The 14,176-nt window shown below is 69.0% G+C and carries 17 protein-coding genes; 4 read left to right on the forward strand and 13 right to left on the reverse strand.

Annotation, left to right across the window (positions count from 1 at the left end):
* Positions 1-40 precede the first annotated feature (40 nt).
* Positions 41-724 (reverse strand): DsbA family oxidoreductase, encoded by a 684-nt coding sequence (locus tag F6A08_RS12450; protein WP_151459575.1) that lies wholly within the window; start codon positions 722-724, stop codon positions 41-43.
* 53 nt (positions 725-777) lie between these two features.
* On the opposite strand from F6A08_RS12450, the gene F6A08_RS12455 reads away from it, so the two are divergent.
* Positions 778-1,389 (forward strand): P-loop NTPase family protein, encoded by a 612-nt coding sequence (locus F6A08_RS12455; RefSeq protein WP_151459576.1) that lies wholly within the window; start codon positions 778-780, stop codon positions 1,387-1,389.
* On the opposite strand, the gene F6A08_RS12460 is transcribed toward F6A08_RS12455, so the two are convergent.
* Entirely contained in the window at positions 1,329-2,132 is an 804-nt protein-coding gene (locus F6A08_RS12460) for an isoprenyl transferase (RefSeq protein WP_124895659.1), read from the reverse strand. The genes F6A08_RS12455 and F6A08_RS12460 overlap by 61 nt on opposite strands.
* Entirely contained in the window at positions 2,129-2,872 is a 744-nt protein-coding gene (gene recO / locus F6A08_RS12465) for a DNA repair protein RecO (protein ID WP_017202309.1), read from the reverse strand. Before recO ends, F6A08_RS12460 begins: the two co-directional genes overlap by 4 nt.
* A gap of 34 nt (positions 2,873-2,906) precedes the next feature.
* Between recO and F6A08_RS12470 the strand changes: the two genes are divergently transcribed.
* Positions 2,907-3,599, forward strand: coding sequence for a trimeric intracellular cation channel family protein (locus tag F6A08_RS12470; RefSeq protein ID WP_017202310.1), 693 nt, complete (start codon positions 2,907-2,909; stop codon positions 3,597-3,599).
* Between the two features lie 6 nt (positions 3,600-3,605).
* Here F6A08_RS12470 and F6A08_RS12475 read toward each other — a convergent pair whose 3' ends face one another.
* Positions 3,606-4,349, reverse strand: a complete 744-nt coding sequence (locus tag F6A08_RS12475; RefSeq protein ID WP_151459577.1) for a TetR/AcrR family transcriptional regulator — start codon at positions 4,347-4,349, stop codon at positions 3,606-3,608.
* Positions 4,350-4,415: 66 nt separating this feature from the next.
* Between F6A08_RS12475 and F6A08_RS12480 the strand changes: the two genes are divergently transcribed.
* Entirely contained in the window at positions 4,416-4,796 is a 381-nt protein-coding gene (locus F6A08_RS12480; protein ID WP_124895661.1) for a VOC family protein, read from the forward strand.
* Positions 4,797-4,863: 67 nt separating this feature from the next.
* Here F6A08_RS12480 and leuA read toward each other — a convergent pair whose 3' ends face one another.
* The gene (gene leuA, locus F6A08_RS12485) at positions 4,864-6,618 is read right to left on the reverse strand and encodes a 2-isopropylmalate synthase (protein ID WP_151459578.1); all 1,755 of its coding nucleotides are present in this window, start codon (positions 6,616-6,618) and stop codon (positions 4,864-4,866) included.
* Positions 6,619-6,812: 194 nt separating this feature from the next.
* Between leuA and F6A08_RS12490 the strand changes: the two genes are divergently transcribed.
* A complete protein-coding gene (locus tag F6A08_RS12490) occupies positions 6,813-7,457 on the forward strand; it encodes a hypothetical protein (RefSeq protein WP_151459579.1) in 645 nt (214 codons plus the stop codon).
* 2 nt (positions 7,458-7,459) lie between these two features.
* On the opposite strand, the gene F6A08_RS12495 is transcribed toward F6A08_RS12490, so the two are convergent.
* From F6A08_RS12495 to F6A08_RS12530, 8 genes are read right to left on the reverse strand one after another with little or no spacing between them, the layout of a single operon-like run.
* Positions 7,460-8,428 (reverse strand): quinone oxidoreductase family protein, encoded by a 969-nt coding sequence (locus tag F6A08_RS12495; protein WP_151459580.1) that lies wholly within the window; start codon positions 8,426-8,428, stop codon positions 7,460-7,462.
* Positions 8,429-8,431: 3 nt separating this feature from the next.
* The gene (locus F6A08_RS12500) at positions 8,432-8,905 is read right to left on the reverse strand and encodes a hypothetical protein (RefSeq protein ID WP_017202316.1); all 474 of its coding nucleotides are present in this window, start codon (positions 8,903-8,905) and stop codon (positions 8,432-8,434) included.
* Positions 8,902-9,885: a hypothetical protein gene (locus F6A08_RS12505; protein ID WP_225855820.1), complete on the reverse strand. Its 984-nt coding sequence runs from the start codon at positions 9,883-9,885 to the stop codon at positions 8,902-8,904. The genes F6A08_RS12500 and F6A08_RS12505 overlap by 4 nt, the downstream gene beginning before the upstream one ends.
* Positions 9,882-10,403: an RNA polymerase sigma factor gene (locus F6A08_RS12510; protein ID WP_151459581.1), complete on the reverse strand. Its 522-nt coding sequence runs from the start codon at positions 10,401-10,403 to the stop codon at positions 9,882-9,884. The genes F6A08_RS12505 and F6A08_RS12510 overlap by 4 nt, the downstream gene beginning before the upstream one ends.
* Positions 10,404-10,457: 54 nt before the next feature.
* A complete protein-coding gene (gene era / locus F6A08_RS12515) occupies positions 10,458-11,354 on the reverse strand; it encodes a GTPase Era (RefSeq protein ID WP_164479558.1) in 897 nt (298 codons plus the stop codon).
* Positions 11,347-12,642: a hemolysin family protein gene (locus F6A08_RS12520; protein WP_017202320.1), complete on the reverse strand. Its 1,296-nt coding sequence runs from the start codon at positions 12,640-12,642 to the stop codon at positions 11,347-11,349. The genes era and F6A08_RS12520 overlap by 8 nt, the downstream gene beginning before the upstream one ends.
* Positions 12,639-13,097: an rRNA maturation RNase YbeY gene (ybeY, locus tag F6A08_RS12525; RefSeq protein WP_017202321.1), complete on the reverse strand. Its 459-nt coding sequence runs from the start codon at positions 13,095-13,097 to the stop codon at positions 12,639-12,641. The genes F6A08_RS12520 and ybeY overlap by 4 nt, the downstream gene beginning before the upstream one ends.
* Positions 13,094-14,119 carry a PhoH family protein gene (locus tag F6A08_RS12530; RefSeq protein WP_225855843.1) on the reverse strand — a complete coding sequence of 342 codons (1,026 nt, stop codon included), beginning with the start codon at positions 14,117-14,119 and terminating at the stop codon, positions 13,094-13,096. Before F6A08_RS12530 ends, ybeY begins: the two co-directional genes overlap by 4 nt.
* Between the last annotated feature and the right edge of the window lie 57 nt (positions 14,120-14,176).

The following is a 14,176-nucleotide window of genomic DNA, read 5'->3' on the forward strand; positions in this document are numbered from 1 at the left end:
ATCGGGTTCCCGCCGTCTCCGTGCGTCCGGTCAGATCGACTCAGGCCTCGACGGACTCGACCGGCTCGTTCCGCTTCGCCCACAGATCGCGGAGCACGTTCTCGAACGCGGCCGGGGGCTGCGCCCCGCTGATCCCGTACTGGCCGTCCACGACGAAGAACGGCACACCCTGGATGCCGTACGCGCGGGCCTGGGCCTGATCCTGCCGAACCGCCGGGAGGTACTGCTCGCTGTCGAGCGCTGCGCGGGCACGATCCGCGTCCAGGCCGACCTCCGCGGCGAGTTCGACGAGGTCGTCGATCCGGCCGACGTGCTTGCCCTCGGTGAAGTACGCGGACATGAGCCGCTCCTCCATCTCGTGCTGCAGCCCCTCGGCCTTCGCGAAGTGCAGCAGCTCGTGCGCCTTGACGGTGTTGGTGTGCTTCAGCAGGTCGAAGCGGTACTGCAGGCCCGCGTTCGCGGCCACGTTCGTGACGTTGGCCAGCATCTGCTCGACCTGCTCCCGCGGCATCCCCTTGTGGCCGGCGAGGAAGTCGATCTCGTCGCCGTCGAAGTCGACGGGGGTGTCGGGCGAGAGCTCGAAGGAGTGGAAGGTGACGGTGACCTGCGGCGCGTCCTCATCGGCGGCGACCGCTTCGAGACCCTTCTCGAGGTTGCGCTTGCCGATGTAGCACCAGGGGCAGGCGATGTCGGACCAGATGTCGATGGAGATGGGTTCAGTCACACTTCCATCCAACCGCGCGTGCCGCCGACGTATTCCGTCGCTAGAATCCTCGGATGCTCGCCGCCGACGATCCGCTTCCGTTCCGTCCCGAGCGCGTCCTCGTCGCGGGAGTATCCGGCTCGGGCAAGACCACCCTGTCCGGCCGCCTCGCCGAGGTGTGGCAGCTGCGGCACATCGAGATCGATGCGCTCTTCCACGGGCCGAACTGGACGCCTCGGCCCGAGTTCCTCGACGACGTGCGCACCTTCGCCGCTGAGGAGCGCTGGGTCACGGAGTGGCAGTACACGAGCAAGGGCACGGACGAGGTCCTCCCGCCGCGCGCACAGCTCGCGGTCTGGCTCGACTATCCGTCCGCGATCGTCCGCTCGCGCCTCATCCGCCGCACCCTCGCCCGCGGGGTCCTGCGACAGGAGCTGTGGAACGGCAATCGCGAGAAGGGTCCGTGGAACATGCTCCGCCGGGACCCCGAGCAGAACATCCTGGCGTGGCAGACGGCCACGTTGCACAAATGGGCCGAGCGCTTCCCTGCGATCGAGGCCGATTTCCCGCACCTCACGATCGTGAGACTGCGGCATCCTCGCGAGACGGAGCGCTGGCTGCGGCGTCAGGCAGGCGCATCCGGCGTGTCGATCGCCCCGCCGAAGCGCCGGTCGCGGGAGAGGTAGATCCCGATCGCGCGCCACAGCTCCTCCCGGGAGAAGTCCGGCCAGAGCGTGTCGAGGAACACCATCTCGGCGTAGGCCGACTCCCACAGCAGGAAGTTCGAGGTGCGCTGCTCGCCCGAGCTGCGCAGGAACAGATCGACGTCCGGCATGTCGGGCACGTAGAGGTGACGCCGGATCATCTTCTCGCTGATCGCATTCGGCTTCACCCTTCCGGCGGCGACGTCAGCGGCGATCGCCCGCATGGCGTCGACCAGCTCGACCCGTCCGCCGTAGTTGACGCACATGGTCAGGGTCAGCACATCGTTGCCGCGGGTGAGCTGCTCGGCGTACTGCAGCTCCTTGATCACGCTCCCCCACAGACGGGGTTTGCGTCCCGCCCACCTCACCCGCACACCCCACTCGTTGAGCTGATCACGGCGGCGGTGCAGCACGTCGCGGTTGTATCCCATGAGGAAGCGCACCTCCTCCGGAGACCGGGCCCAGTTCTCGGTCGAGAACGCATAGACGGAGAGGTGCTTCACGCCCGCCTGGATCGCGCCGGCGACCACGTCGAGCAGCACCTCCTCCCCCGCCTTGTGGCCTTCGACGCGGTTGAGTCCTCGGCGGTTCGCCCAGCGGCCGTTGCCGTCCATCACGATCGCGACGTGCTCGGGCACGGCACGGAACGCGGGCGGATGCACCCCGGTCCAGTCGAGCGGGCGATACGCCACGGCGTCCTTGTGCGTGTACGGCTTGGGGGTCACCGTGCTCCTTCCGAGGGGATGTCCGACACATGGGCGAGAGAGCGGATCCCGCGCTCCAGATGCCACTGCGCGTACGCCGAGACGAGACCAGATGCGGCCGCGGTGTCGGCGGGCGAGGATCCGTCGATCACGTCCCACTCCCCCGCGATCAGCGCGCGGAGCAGCGTGAGGGTGCGTTCGTCGACACGCGGACTTCCCGCGGGGGCGCAGTTCGAGCAGACCAGACCGCCGAGCTGCGCGACGAACCTCGCGTGCGGGCCGGGCGTGCCGCACCGTGCGCACTCGTCGAGCGAGGGAGCCCAGCCCGAGAGAGACATGACGCGGAGCAGGTAGGAGTCGAGGATGCTGCGCGGGGCGTGCTCGCCGCGCGACAGGGCACGCAGTCCGCCGACGAGGAGCAGGTACTGATCACCGGTGGCCTCGGCATCGCTCAGACGGTCGGCCGTCTCGACCATCGCGTTCGCGGCCGTGAAGCGGTCGTAGTGCGAGGCGATGTCGGTGCCGTAGGAGCCGAGCGACTCGGCCTGCTGCACGATATCGAGCGAGCGCCCCTGATACAGCTGGACGTCGGCGACCATGAACGGCTCGAGCCGGGCGCCGAACTTCGACGACGTCCGCCGCACACCCTTCGCGACCGCGCGCACCTTGCCGTGCCGTCGCGACAGCATCGTGACGATGCGATCCGCCTCACCGAGCTTGTGAGTGCGCAGGATCACCGCTTCGTCTCGGTAGGTGGGCACCCTTCGATTATCCTCTGTGCGCGAGAATGAACGGGTGACCGAACCGCTCTTCACCATTCCGCTCTGGGCGGATCTGCTCGGCGTCGGCCTCGGCGGCGTCCAGGGCGCGATGTTCGCATCGGGCTTCCAGGGGCAGCGGCGCCTCGATTGGCTCGGGGTGGCGATCATCGGGATCATGATCGGGATGGGCGGCGGTCTGATCCGCGACATCCTGCTGGGCCAGACCCCGGCGACGCTGCAGAACCAGTGGTACCTGGTCACCGCAGCAGGAGCGGCCCTGCTCGGCATGCTCCTCTCGGGGCTCTTCACCCGCCTCAACACCGCGATCGTGGTGCTCGATGCGGTCGTGATCGGCATGTTCGGCGCCTTCGGGACGAGCAAGGCCCTGGCCTTCGGCATCCCCGAGGTGCCCGCGGTCTTCATCGGCGTCTGCGCGGCGGTCGGCGGCAGCGTCCTGCGCGACATGCTGATGGGCCTGCCCACCGCGATCATGCACGTCGGGTCGCTCTACGCGGTCGCCGCCGGCGCCGGCTGCACGTTCATCGTGATCGCCGTGGCCGTCGGGATGCCGATCACGATCGCCGCGGTCGTCGGCATCGCCGTGACCACGGTGATCCGCATCCTCGCCGTCACCTTCGACGTCTCCCTGCCGGAGCAGCGCCGGATCTACCGCCGCAAGGTCGCCGCGGAGACCGGGGCGATCGCGATCGTCAAGCCGCAGGACTGACCGCCCTCACCGGCCGCCGAGGCGAGCGTCGCCGCCGACCAGGGCCGACAGCGCATCCATCACCCGGGTGAGACCGAATTCCCAGGCCGCACCGGCGTCGTACGGCGCCCCCATGGCCTCGCCCGCCGCCTGCCCGACGGATCGTGCGAGGGGCATGTCGTCACCGAGATAGGTCGCCAGACGCGGGGCGGCGTCGGTCCATGCGTCCGCGAACGCCGCCGCTCTCTCGTCCGTGTGCATGCGAGCGGCGGACGATCGGCTGAAATCCAGCACGAAGGTCAGCGCCGCGTCACGATCCAGGGCGCTGAGGCCCGTTCCGTCGAACGCGTGCAGCTCGCGGTCGTACTTGGCGATGGTGCCGGGGCCGAGCGCGACGCGGGGGTCCTGGATGTCGATGAGCCACGCGTGCGCGCGGAGCAGACGGAGGTTGCCTTCGGCGACGCCCCGGACGCGTTCGCTCCAGTTCGACCCGTCCGCCGGGGGCGACGGCATCCGGGCGTGCATGGCATCGGCCATGAGCACGAGCAGGTCGGCCCGGCTGTTGACGTGCGTGTAGATCGACATCGTGGACAGGTCGAGCGCCTGGGCCAGGGTGCGGATGGTGACCGCGGGCAGACCCTCCGCGTCGGCCAGCGCGACGGCGCGGTCCACGACGTCGTCCGTCGAATGACGCGACTTCGGGCCGCGCCGAGCCGTCGGCGGAGCAGCGGGGCTGTGCCGCCAGAGCAGATCGACGATGTTCTTGGCCATCGGGAATATCCTAGACGGCGCATTCCTTAACTCTGTACGTTGTACATAGTTAAGGAACGGAGAACCATGAACATCACCCAGACCGCCATCTCTCTCAACGTGCCCGACGTCCAGGCGTCCGCCGCCTTCGCCATGACGCACTTCGGCTTCGAGGAGGCGATGTCCGCAGAGGGCTTCGTCTCCCTGCAGCATCCGGGCTCCGCCCCGAACGTGATCTTCCTCGAGACCGGTCTCGCGACGTTCCGCCCTCAGGAGATCGCCGGTTCCGCAGGACAGGGCACGCTCCTCGTCTTCGTCGTCGACGATATCGACGGCGAGTTCGCGCGCATCTCCGGAGCGGGGGCTCGGGTGGTCACGCCGCCGGAGACCGAGCCGTGGGGTGAGCGCTACTGCCAGTTCGCCGATCCCAACGGACTCGTCTGGCAGCTCGTGCAGTGGGTGTCCTGACCCGCTGACGACAGACGAAAGGTGTGGCCGGGGTCGCAGCGACCCCGGCCACACCCGTCCGCAGCCGTCAGACCGCGGTGAGTTCCCGCTGTCGCGAGCGGATCGAGCGGTTGACGCCGGACACGATCGCCTTGAGCGACGCCGTCGAGATGTCTCCGTCGATCCCGACACCCCACAGCCGCTGGTCCCCGACCTGCAGCTCGACGTAGGCCGCGGCCTGCGCGTCGCCGCCGGCACTGAGAGCGTGCTCGACGTAGTCGTAGACGGTGATGTCGAAGCCCTGGCCACGCAGCACCTCGACGAAGGCGGCGACAGGGCCGTTGCCGTTGCCCGACACCGAGACCTCCTGGTCGTCATCACGCAGCACGACGTCGAGCACGACGTCGCTGGACATGTCGCTCCTGGTCTGGGTGGCGAGCAGCTCGAAACGGCCCCACTTCGCGGCGGTGTCCGTCGCCGGCAGGTACTCGTCGTTGAAGATCGACCAGATCTGCTCGCTCGTGACCTCGCCACCCTCGGCGTCGGTCTTCGCCTGCACGACACCGGAGAACTCGATCTGGAGCTTGCGCGGCAGGTCGATCGCGTGGTCGGACTTCAGCAGGTACGCGACCCCTCCCTTGCCCGACTGCGAGTTGACGCGGATGACCGCCTCGTACGAGCGGCCGAGGTCCTTCGGGTCGACAGGCAGGTACGGCACGGCCCACTCGATGTCGTCGACCGTCACGCCCCGAGCCTCCGCCTGGGCGGCCATGGCCTCGAAGCCCTTCTTGATCGCGTCCTGATGCGAGCCGCTGAACGCGGTGAAGACGAGGTCGCCCGCCCACGGGCTGCGCTCGGGCACGGGCAGCTGGTTGCAGTACTCGACCGTGCGCTTGACCTGGTCGATGTCGCTGAAGTCGATCTGGGGGTCGATGCCCTGCGTGAACATGTTGATGCCCAGCGCGACGAGGTCGACGTTGCCCGTGCGCTCTCCGTTGCCGAACAGGCACCCCTCGATGCGGTCAGCCCCGGCCATGTAGCCCAGTTCGGCTGCAGCGATCGCGGTGCCGCGGTCGTTGTGCGGGTGCAGCGACAGGATCACGTTCTCGCGGTGGGCGAGGTGACGGCTCATCCACTCGATCGAATCGGCGTAGATGTTCGGGGTCGCCATCTCCACCGTCGCCGGCAGGTTGATGATGACCTTGCGGTCCGGGGTGGGCTCGAAGATCTCGATGACCTGATTGCAGACGTCGACCGCGAACTCGAGCTCCGTGCCCGTGTAGCTCTCCGGCGAGTACTCGTAGTACACCTGCGTGTCGGGGATCGTCTTCTCGAACTGGCGGCACAGCCGGGCGCCCTCGAGCGCGATGTCGATGATGCCCTGCTTGTCGGTGCGGAAGACCACCTCGCGCTGCAGCACGCTCGTCGAGTTGTACAGGTGCACGATGGCCTGCTTCGCTCCGGCGATCGCCTCGTAGGTGCGGGCGATCAGGTGCTCGCGCGCCTGGGTCAGGACCTGGATCGTGACGTCGTCGGGGATGAGGTTCTCCTCGATGAGCTGGCGGACGAAATCGAAGTCCGTCTGGCTGGCCGAGGGGAAGCCGACCTCGATCTCCTTGTAGCCCATGCTGACGAGCAGCTCGAACATGACGCGCTTGCGCTCGGGCGACATCGGATCGATGAGCGCCTGGTTGCCGTCGCGGAGGTCGACCGCGCACCAGCGCGGCGCCTCGGTGATGCGGGCATCGGGCCAGGTGCGGTCAGGCAGATGGACGGTGATCTGCTCGTGGAACGGCCGGTACTTGTGGATCGGCATCGCGGACGGGCGCTGGGTGTTCTGCATGATGGGGCTTCTTCTCTTCGTCGATAGGGACGGGCCAACACAAGCGCCGCGACGAGGAAGGCCCTAGCTTCAGGACTCGTCGCGGCAGCTAAGAAGAAGCAGACCGCCGAAAGGCATGTCGTCATGCTAGCAGGGAAGCGCCATGCGTTTCAGACGGGAATGAGACGATCGGCACGCGGGGGACGCTTCCCGGTATGAGCACATCGCACCGTCGCAGCACGCTCGTCGCGGCGCCCGTCGCCGGCCTGCTGCTGTTGAGCGCATGCACGGCCGGTTCCGCGGGCTCCGCCGCCCCGACCAGCACGACCGCGCCGTCCGACCAGCGCCTCGGAGAAGCGCATCCGCGGCCGCCGGAGAAGACCGTCATCGGCATGGGCACCGTCATGGACGTCGGGGGCGACGTGCAGTTGTGCCTCGGCGCCGTCGCGGAGTCCTATCCCCCGCAGTGCAGCGGTGTGCCGCTCGACGGCTGGAGCTGGGACGACCTGGAGGGCAGCGAGTCCAGCGGTCAGACCACATGGGGTGCGTACGCCGTATCCGCGACGTTCGACGGAGAGCGGCTGGAGAGCACGGAGCCGCCGATGCTGCTCGCCCTGTACGATCCGCTCGTGCCCGAGGATCCGACCGGCGGTGTCGCGGGCACCACGCCCGACGAGGAGCTCGCGCGGGTGCAGGAGGACGTCTTCGCTCGGCTCGATGACGCCCTCACCGCCTGGTCGGATCGCGGCTATGTCTGGGTGCAGGTGGTCTGGGACGACGGGTCGCTCCAGGAAGCCGTCGACGCGGAGTACGGCGACGACGTGGTGGTGGTGCAGTCGGCGCTGCGGGAGATCGGCTGACCTCAGGGCAGCAGGGCGATCTTGCCGCCGGGATGTCCTGTCGCGAGGAGGCGGTGCGCGTCCGGGGCCTCGTCCAGCGGGAACGTCCGGGCCAGGGGCACGACGAGGTCGCCGCTCTGAGCCAGGGCGATGAGCTCCCCGCGCACCTCGTCGCGGAACCGAGCGCTTTCGGGCTGCGAACCGGCGATGGCGAGGAAGCCCTCGGTGGCCGCGCGCCCCGGCGCAGCGATCGTCACGATGCGCTGTCGGTCCGCCACGAGAGCGAGAGACGCATCCACCGCCTCCTCGGTTCCGACCGCATCCAGCGCCGCGACGATCGGAGCGTCGGCCAGCTCCCGGATGCGGTCCATCATTCCGGGCCCGTATCGCACGGGGGTCCCGCCGAAGCGCCGCACCTCGTCGAACCGCTCGGGGCTCGCCGTGCCGATCACGTGGACATCTCGCAGCCTCGCCTGCTGCAGCACGCTGACACCGACCGCGCCCGACGCACCATGGAGCAGGACGGTCTCCCCCGGGGCCGCGCCCGTCACGGCCAGCATCTCCGCCGCCGTCGTGCCGACGAGCAGCAGGTTCGCCGCCTCCGGGTGCGTCAGCCTCGATGGCTTCGCGAACACCTTCTCGGCGGGGACGGTGAGCTCGCCCGCGTAGCCTCCGCTGACGCGGAATGCGACGACCTCGTCGCCGACCTCGGCCTTCCCGGAGCCGATCCGCGTCGACGGTCCGATCGCGGTGAGTTCGCCGGACACCTCGTAGCCGATCGGGACGGGAAGTACGACACCCGGTCGTGCTGATGCGACGTGCTTCGCATCAGCGGGGTTCACGCCCGCGGCGCGCACCCGGATGGTCACCTCGCCCGCTGTCGGAGCAGGCACGTCGTGCTCGACGAACTCCCACCGCTCCGGTCCGCCCCAGCTGGTCGCGATCCAGCGCCGCGTGCGCGCGCGAGTCCCCACCGCCGTCTCGGATGACATCGTTCAGAGCACGCAGCGGAGGTTGGTCACGGTTCCGGAGACGTTCGCCCAGGCGCCGGCGTTCACGGTCGCAAGGACGGTGGCCGCGTTGCGCGCCTGGACGTACCCGGAGCCCCGCGCGTCGGCCACGGACCTGGTCGTGAAGCTGCCGGGGATCGCGCTGACGGTGCACGTGCTGAAGCTCAGCATGCTTCCGCCGAGCGACGAGCCGTTGAAGGCGCAGATCCGGTTGGTGGCGCAGCTTCCGACGGATCTCGCGGCCAGCCCCGCGGTATCCCTCACGGCGAGCTCCATGCCGAGACGCGGCCACACCGCATGGGTGGAGTCGACGGCGACACCGCCGGGCACCTCGGCGAGCATCGCCGCCACCTCGGGGTGGACCTCCCCGTCATCTGTCCCGGCCGCATACGCCGGTGCCGCGCCCAGGGCGATCACGACACCCAGCAGACACGAGGCGAGAACTGTCATCCGCTTCATCGCAGCGTCTCCTCACTCACATCCCACATCCGATACGAGATGACCGCGCCGGCGGGATACACGTCATCCGCCTCGAGAACCGTGCGCTCGACGCCGACGATCCGTCCGGTGTCGAGCGAGACCAGCACGACGTCGCTGAACGCGCCGTCCGGCGCCGTGAAGCGGATGCCGGAGACCGGCCGGCCGAGCCGATCCGTGGTGTCGCCGAGCGCGTCGCCGCCGCCGGCGTCCTCCATCAGCAGCAGGAGCTCCCGGTGCTGGGCATCGGTCAGGGTCCATTGATCGAGCGCGGTGGTGAACGCCGCCTCGACGTCCAGGCCCGTCGGATCCGCCGGCATCCCGAAGGCACGGAGCATCGCGACCATGTCGTCGCGCGTGTCGCCCGGCACCGTGTTCCAGGCGGTGGTGAACTGTCCCGGCTCCATCACGAGATCCGTGACCACCTCACCGCTGCTGGTGACCTCCGCCGAGTTGCTGGCGACCGCATCCGCCGGGTCGTACGGCACTCCGGCGATGATCGTCATACGGCCGGAGCCGTCCAGCTCCCAGATGAGTCGCGACAGCTGGGGCACGACCTCGGTCGTCTTCGTGTCGACCTCGACGTCGAATCCCCAGGAAGCCGCCGTGACGACTCGGGCCGGCGCCGTCGGGCCGCCGCTCTCGGCGAGGGCGACTTGGGCGTCGTCCACGATCTGCCCGACCGTCGCTGAGCCCTCGAAGTCGAGGGGCGACGGCGTACCGGCGACCGCAGCGCCCTGCGGCGAGAAGACCGCGAAGGCGATCGCCGTCGACGCGGCGACCGCGACGAGCCCGGAGGCCCACCCGAACATCCGCGCGCGCCGCCGCCTCGGCGCCGGGGGCGCATGCAGGATGCGATCACGCATCGCGAGCGCTCGCGCATCGGGCGGCGCGTCCCGCGGCGTGCGCGCCGGATCCGCATCGCTCAGCATCCGCTCGAGCACGGCGTCGTCTGTCCTCACCCGCAATCAGCCCCCTCCAGACCGAGCTCCGCGCGCAGGCGATCCTGCGCACGACTCAGCGTCTTCCGAACCCGGAACTCAGAAGCGCGCAGCAGCTCCGCGATCTCCCCCACCGCGAGTCCATCCCAGTACGTGAGCATGATGATACGCCGCTGGAGCGGGGTGAGGACACCCAAAGCTCGAAGCACCTCCACCCGGCCGACGTGACCGGGGGCGCATTCCTGCCCCGAGACGCCCACGTGCACCGCGTCCAGCGCGGTGTGCGGCAGAGCGGACGGACCCGAACGCGCGCGCAGCCGGCGATCCGCGGCACGGAGCAGCCAGACCCGGCTCGGCGGACGCGCCGGCCGCAATCGCGACCACGCGAACAGGAAGACCTCCGAGACGATCTCGGTGACTTCCTCCTCCGCACCGACGACACCCTCGACGTGGTGCCGCACAGCCGCCCAGTGCTCGTCGAACACTCGGGTGAAGACCTCGTTTCGCAGCGGGTTCGGGTCTTCGCTGCGACCCCTCATGTCGCGGGGGTCGGCGGCCTTCCCGCCGCCATCGACGTGTGACCGGAGCTCATGTCAGAATCCGAGTCTGCCGAGCTGCTTCGGGTCGCGCTGCCACTCCTTCGCGACCTTCACATGCAGTCCGAGGAACACCCGGGTGCCGAGCAGCTTCTCGATGCCGGCCCGGGCCCGCGCTCCGACGTCGCTGAGCCGCTTGCCCTTGTGGCCGATGATGATCGCCTTCTGGCTGTCGCGCTCGACGACGATGGACGCGTGCACGTCGGTCAGGTCGGTGCCTTCGCGCGGCGCGATGTCGTCGATCACGACCGCGATCGAGTGCGGAAGCTCATCGCGGACGCCGTCGAGCGCCGCTTCGCGGATCATCTCCGCGATCCGGTCCTCCTGCGACTCATCGGTCGTGATGCCCTCGGGATACAGCGCCGGGCCCTTCGGCATCAGCGCCAGGATCTCGTCCGAGAGCACGTCGAGCTGGTCGCGGGTGAGCGCGGAGAGCGGGATCACGACATCCCAGTCCTCCCGCAGCGCGTCGACCTCCATCAGCCGCTCGGTGATGTCGTCCCGGCCGGCAGCGTCCGTCTTCGTCACGATCGCGATCTTCTTGGCACGCGGGTAGCCGTCGAGCGAGGCGGCGATGCGGCGGTCTCCCGGCCCGACCTTCTCGTTCGCGGGAACGCAGAAGCCGATGACGTCCACGTCACCCAGCACCTGCTCGACGAGGTCGTTCAGCCGCTCGCCGAGCAGCGTGCGGGGCTTGTGGATGCCGGGGGTGTCGACGATGACGAGCTGGCCGTCCGGACGATTCACGATCCCCCTGATGGCTCGACGCGTGGTCTGCGGCTTCTCGCTGGTGATCGCGATCTTCTCGCCCACGAGGGCGTTCGTCAGCGTGGACTTGCCGACGTTGGGGCGCCCGACGAAGGTCACGAACCCGCTTCGCGTGTCGTCAGTCATCGTCTCGATCTCCTTCATCCTGCGAAGCGTCAGGCTCTCCTGCCGCACGTTCCACGAACACCGTCGCGATCCCTCGACCGCGACCGCGCGAGGCGCCGCCCGTGAGCACCAAGCCTTCCACGGTCGCCGTTGCACCCGGCTGCGGCACCTGCCCAAGTGCCTTGCCGAGGAGGCCGCCGATCGAATCGACGTCCTCGTCCTCGAGCTCCACACCGAACAGGTCGCCCACGTCCTCCAGCGAGAGTCGGGCGCTGACACGGTAGCGACCGTCGCCGAGATCGACGAACTCCGCGGAGACCAGGTCGTACTCGTCGGAGATCTCGCCGACGAGCTCCTCGATCAGATCCTCCAGGGTGACGAGACCGGAGATCCCGCCGTGCTCGTCGATCACCAGGCACACGTGCACCGCGTCGCGCTTCATCTGCTGCAGAAGGGTCTCCGCACGCATCGACTCGGGGACGAAGGTCGCGGGTCGGGCGATGGGCCGGATGGAGGCCGCGCGCCACGCGCTGTCGTCACGGTAGGCGAACTGCACGAGATCCTTCAGATACAGCACGCCGACGACATCGTCGGCCTCATCGTCCACGACCGGCATCCGAGACACCCCGCGGTTGAGGAACAGGGACATCGCCTCGTCGGTGGTGGCGGTCGCGTCCACGGTGACCATCTCGGTGCGCGGCACCATCACGGCGCGCACGAACTGGTCGGTGAAGTCGAACACCGAGTGGATGAGGTCGCGATCGTCCTCCTCGATGAGGTCGTTCGATGCCGCTTCGTCGACCATGCTGAGCAGCTGGTCCTCGCTCGTGAACGAGCTCCGGCCCGTCCCCGGTGTGACCCTGTTGCCGAGCACCACGAGGCCCTGGGCGAGCGGGCCGAGGATGATGCGGAGGCCGCGGACGATCGACGCCGTCCCGCGGATCATGCTCTCCGCATGCTGGCGGCCGAACGAACGCGGGCTGGCGCCCACGAGCACGAAGGTGATGGCGGTCATCAGGAGCGCGGCGGCGAGCATCGCCCACCAGTTGTTCTCGATGAGGATCGTGAAGGCGACCGTGACGAGCACGGCGGCGGTCACCTCCGCCAGCACGCGGATGAAGGCCACCGCGTTGACGTGCGCATCCAGGTCGACGGCGATGCGTCCCAGAGCCTTCGCCCTGCGGCCTTCCGTCGCCATGTCGGCGAGTCCGGCACGCGAGGTCACGCCGTATGCGGCGTCGATCGCGGCCATCAGACCGCCGAACGCCACCAGCAGCACGGCGGCGATGAGCAGGAGCGTGGCTGTCATCGGCGGCGTTCGGCCGCGGCGAAGCCCTGGATCAGCTCCTTCTGCAGCCCGAACATCTCACGCTCCTCGTCCGGCTCGGCGTGATCGAAGCCGAGCAGGTGCAGCAGCCCGTGGGTGGTGAGCAGGATCAGCTCATCCATCAGGGTGTGGCCGGCGGCCTGAGCCTGCGTCTCGGCGACCTGGGGGCACAGCACGATGTCGCCGAGCAGCCCGGGGGCCGTCGGCCGGTCCTCGGTGCCGGGGCGCAGCTCGTCCATCGGGAAGCTCAGCACGTCGGTCGGACCGGGCTCGTCCATCCACTGCACGTGCAGCGCCTCCATGGCGCCCTCGTCGACGAGGACGATCGCGACCTCGGCGTCCGGGCTGACGTGCAGCTGCGCGAGGTTGAAGTCCGTGAGGCGCTGCAGCACCGTCTCGTCGACGTCGATGGCCGACTCGTTGTTGATCTCGATCATGAGAGTCCTCGTTTCGGCATGCGGTCGCGGGGTCCTGGTCGTTGTGCTCCCCTGCGATCGGCACGGTTGGCGAACTCTGCCGCCTGCTCGCGTTCGAATCGCTGTGCTGTGCGCTTCTCGTCATATTCGCTGTACGCGTCCACGATGCGGCCGACGAGCGAATGCCGGACGACGTCGTCGCTGGTGAGCCGCGCGAAGTGGATGTCGTCGATGCCGTCGAGCACCCGCGTCACCAGGCGGAGCCCCGAGGCGCCCTGCGGGAGGTCCACCTGGGTGATGTCACCGGTGACGACCATGCGCGTGCCGAAGCCGAGACGCGTGAGGAACATCTTCATCTGCTCGGGCGTCGTGTTCTGCGCTTCGTCGAGCACCACGAACGAGTCGTTGAGCGTGCGCCCGCGCATGTAGGCCAGCGGCGCGACCTCGATCGTGCCGGTCGCCATCAGGCGCGGGACGATCTCGGGATCCATCATCTCGTTCAGCGCGTCGTACAGCGGGCGCAGGTACGGATCGATCTTGTCGGTCAGCGTCCCGGGGAGGAAGCCGAGCCGCTCCCCTGCCTCGACGGCAGGGCGGGTCAGGATGATGCGCGTGACCTCCTTGCGCTGGAGCGCCTGCACCGCCTTGGCCATCGCGAGATAGGTCTTGCCCGTACCGGCGGGACCGATGCCGAACACGATCGTGTTCTCGTCGATCGCGTCGACGTACTCCTTCTGCCCGAGGGTCTTCGGACGGATGACCTTGCCGCGCGTGGTGAGGATCGCCTCGCCGAGCACCTCGCTCGGTCGCGGTCCGCCCTCCTGCCGCAGCATGCGCGCGGAGCTCGCGACGTCGCTCGGCGCGAGATCCTGGCCCGCTCTGGTCATCGCGAGCAGCTCGTCCACGAGGACCTTCGCCCTCGCGACCGCGGCGGTGTCACCGCTGAGCGTGATCTCGTTCCCGCGCACCAGCACCTGGACGTCCGGGTGTTCCTTCTCGAGCATCCGCAGCAGACGATCCTGCGGACCGAGCAGCTGCACCATCGCGACGCCGTCGGCGTAGATCTTCTCGACCGACTCGGGCGGCGGGGCGTTCAGTCT

Source organism: Microbacterium algeriense (assembly GCF_008868005.1).
In the GTDB taxonomy this organism is placed as follows: Bacteria; Actinomycetota; Actinomycetes; order Actinomycetales; family Microbacteriaceae; genus Microbacterium; species Microbacterium algeriense.

Bases quoted from the DNA above. Each gene is read 5' to 3' on its own strand.
- F6A08_RS12455 (WP_151459576.1), top strand. From the start codon at position 778: ATGCTCGCCGCCGACGATCCGCTTCCGTTCCGTCCCGAGCGCGTCCTC.
- F6A08_RS12475 (WP_151459577.1), bottom strand. From the start codon at position 4,349: ATGGCCAAGAACATCGTCGATCTGCTCTGGCGGCACAGCCCCGCTGCT.
- F6A08_RS12480 (WP_124895661.1), top strand. From the start codon at position 4,416: ATGAACATCACCCAGACCGCCATCTCTCTCAACGTGCCCGACGTCCAG.
- leuA (WP_151459578.1), bottom strand. From the start codon at position 6,618: ATGCAGAACACCCAGCGCCCGTCCGCGATGCCGATCCACAAGTACCGG.
- F6A08_RS12490 (WP_151459579.1), top strand. From the start codon at position 6,813: ATGAGCACATCGCACCGTCGCAGCACGCTCGTCGCGGCGCCCGTCGCC.
- F6A08_RS12495 (WP_151459580.1), bottom strand. From the start codon at position 8,428: ATGTCATCCGAGACGGCGGTGGGGACTCGCGCGCGCACGCGGCGCTGG.
- F6A08_RS12500 (WP_017202316.1), bottom strand. From the start codon at position 8,905: ATGAAGCGGATGACAGTTCTCGCCTCGTGTCTGCTGGGTGTCGTGATC.
- F6A08_RS12510 (WP_151459581.1), bottom strand. From the start codon at position 10,403: ATGAGGGGTCGCAGCGAAGACCCGAACCCGCTGCGAAACGAGGTCTTC.
- era (WP_164479558.1), bottom strand. From the start codon at position 11,354: ATGACTGACGACACGCGAAGCGGGTTCGTGACCTTCGTCGGGCGCCCC.
- F6A08_RS12520 (WP_017202320.1), bottom strand. From the start codon at position 12,642: ATGACAGCCACGCTCCTGCTCATCGCCGCCGTGCTGCTGGTGGCGTTC.
- ybeY (WP_017202321.1), bottom strand. From the start codon at position 13,097: ATGATCGAGATCAACAACGAGTCGGCCATCGACGTCGACGAGACGGTG.
- F6A08_RS12530 (WP_225855843.1), bottom strand. From the start codon at position 14,119: ATGGTGCAGCTGCTCGGTCCGCAGGATCGTCTGCTGCGGATGCTCGAG.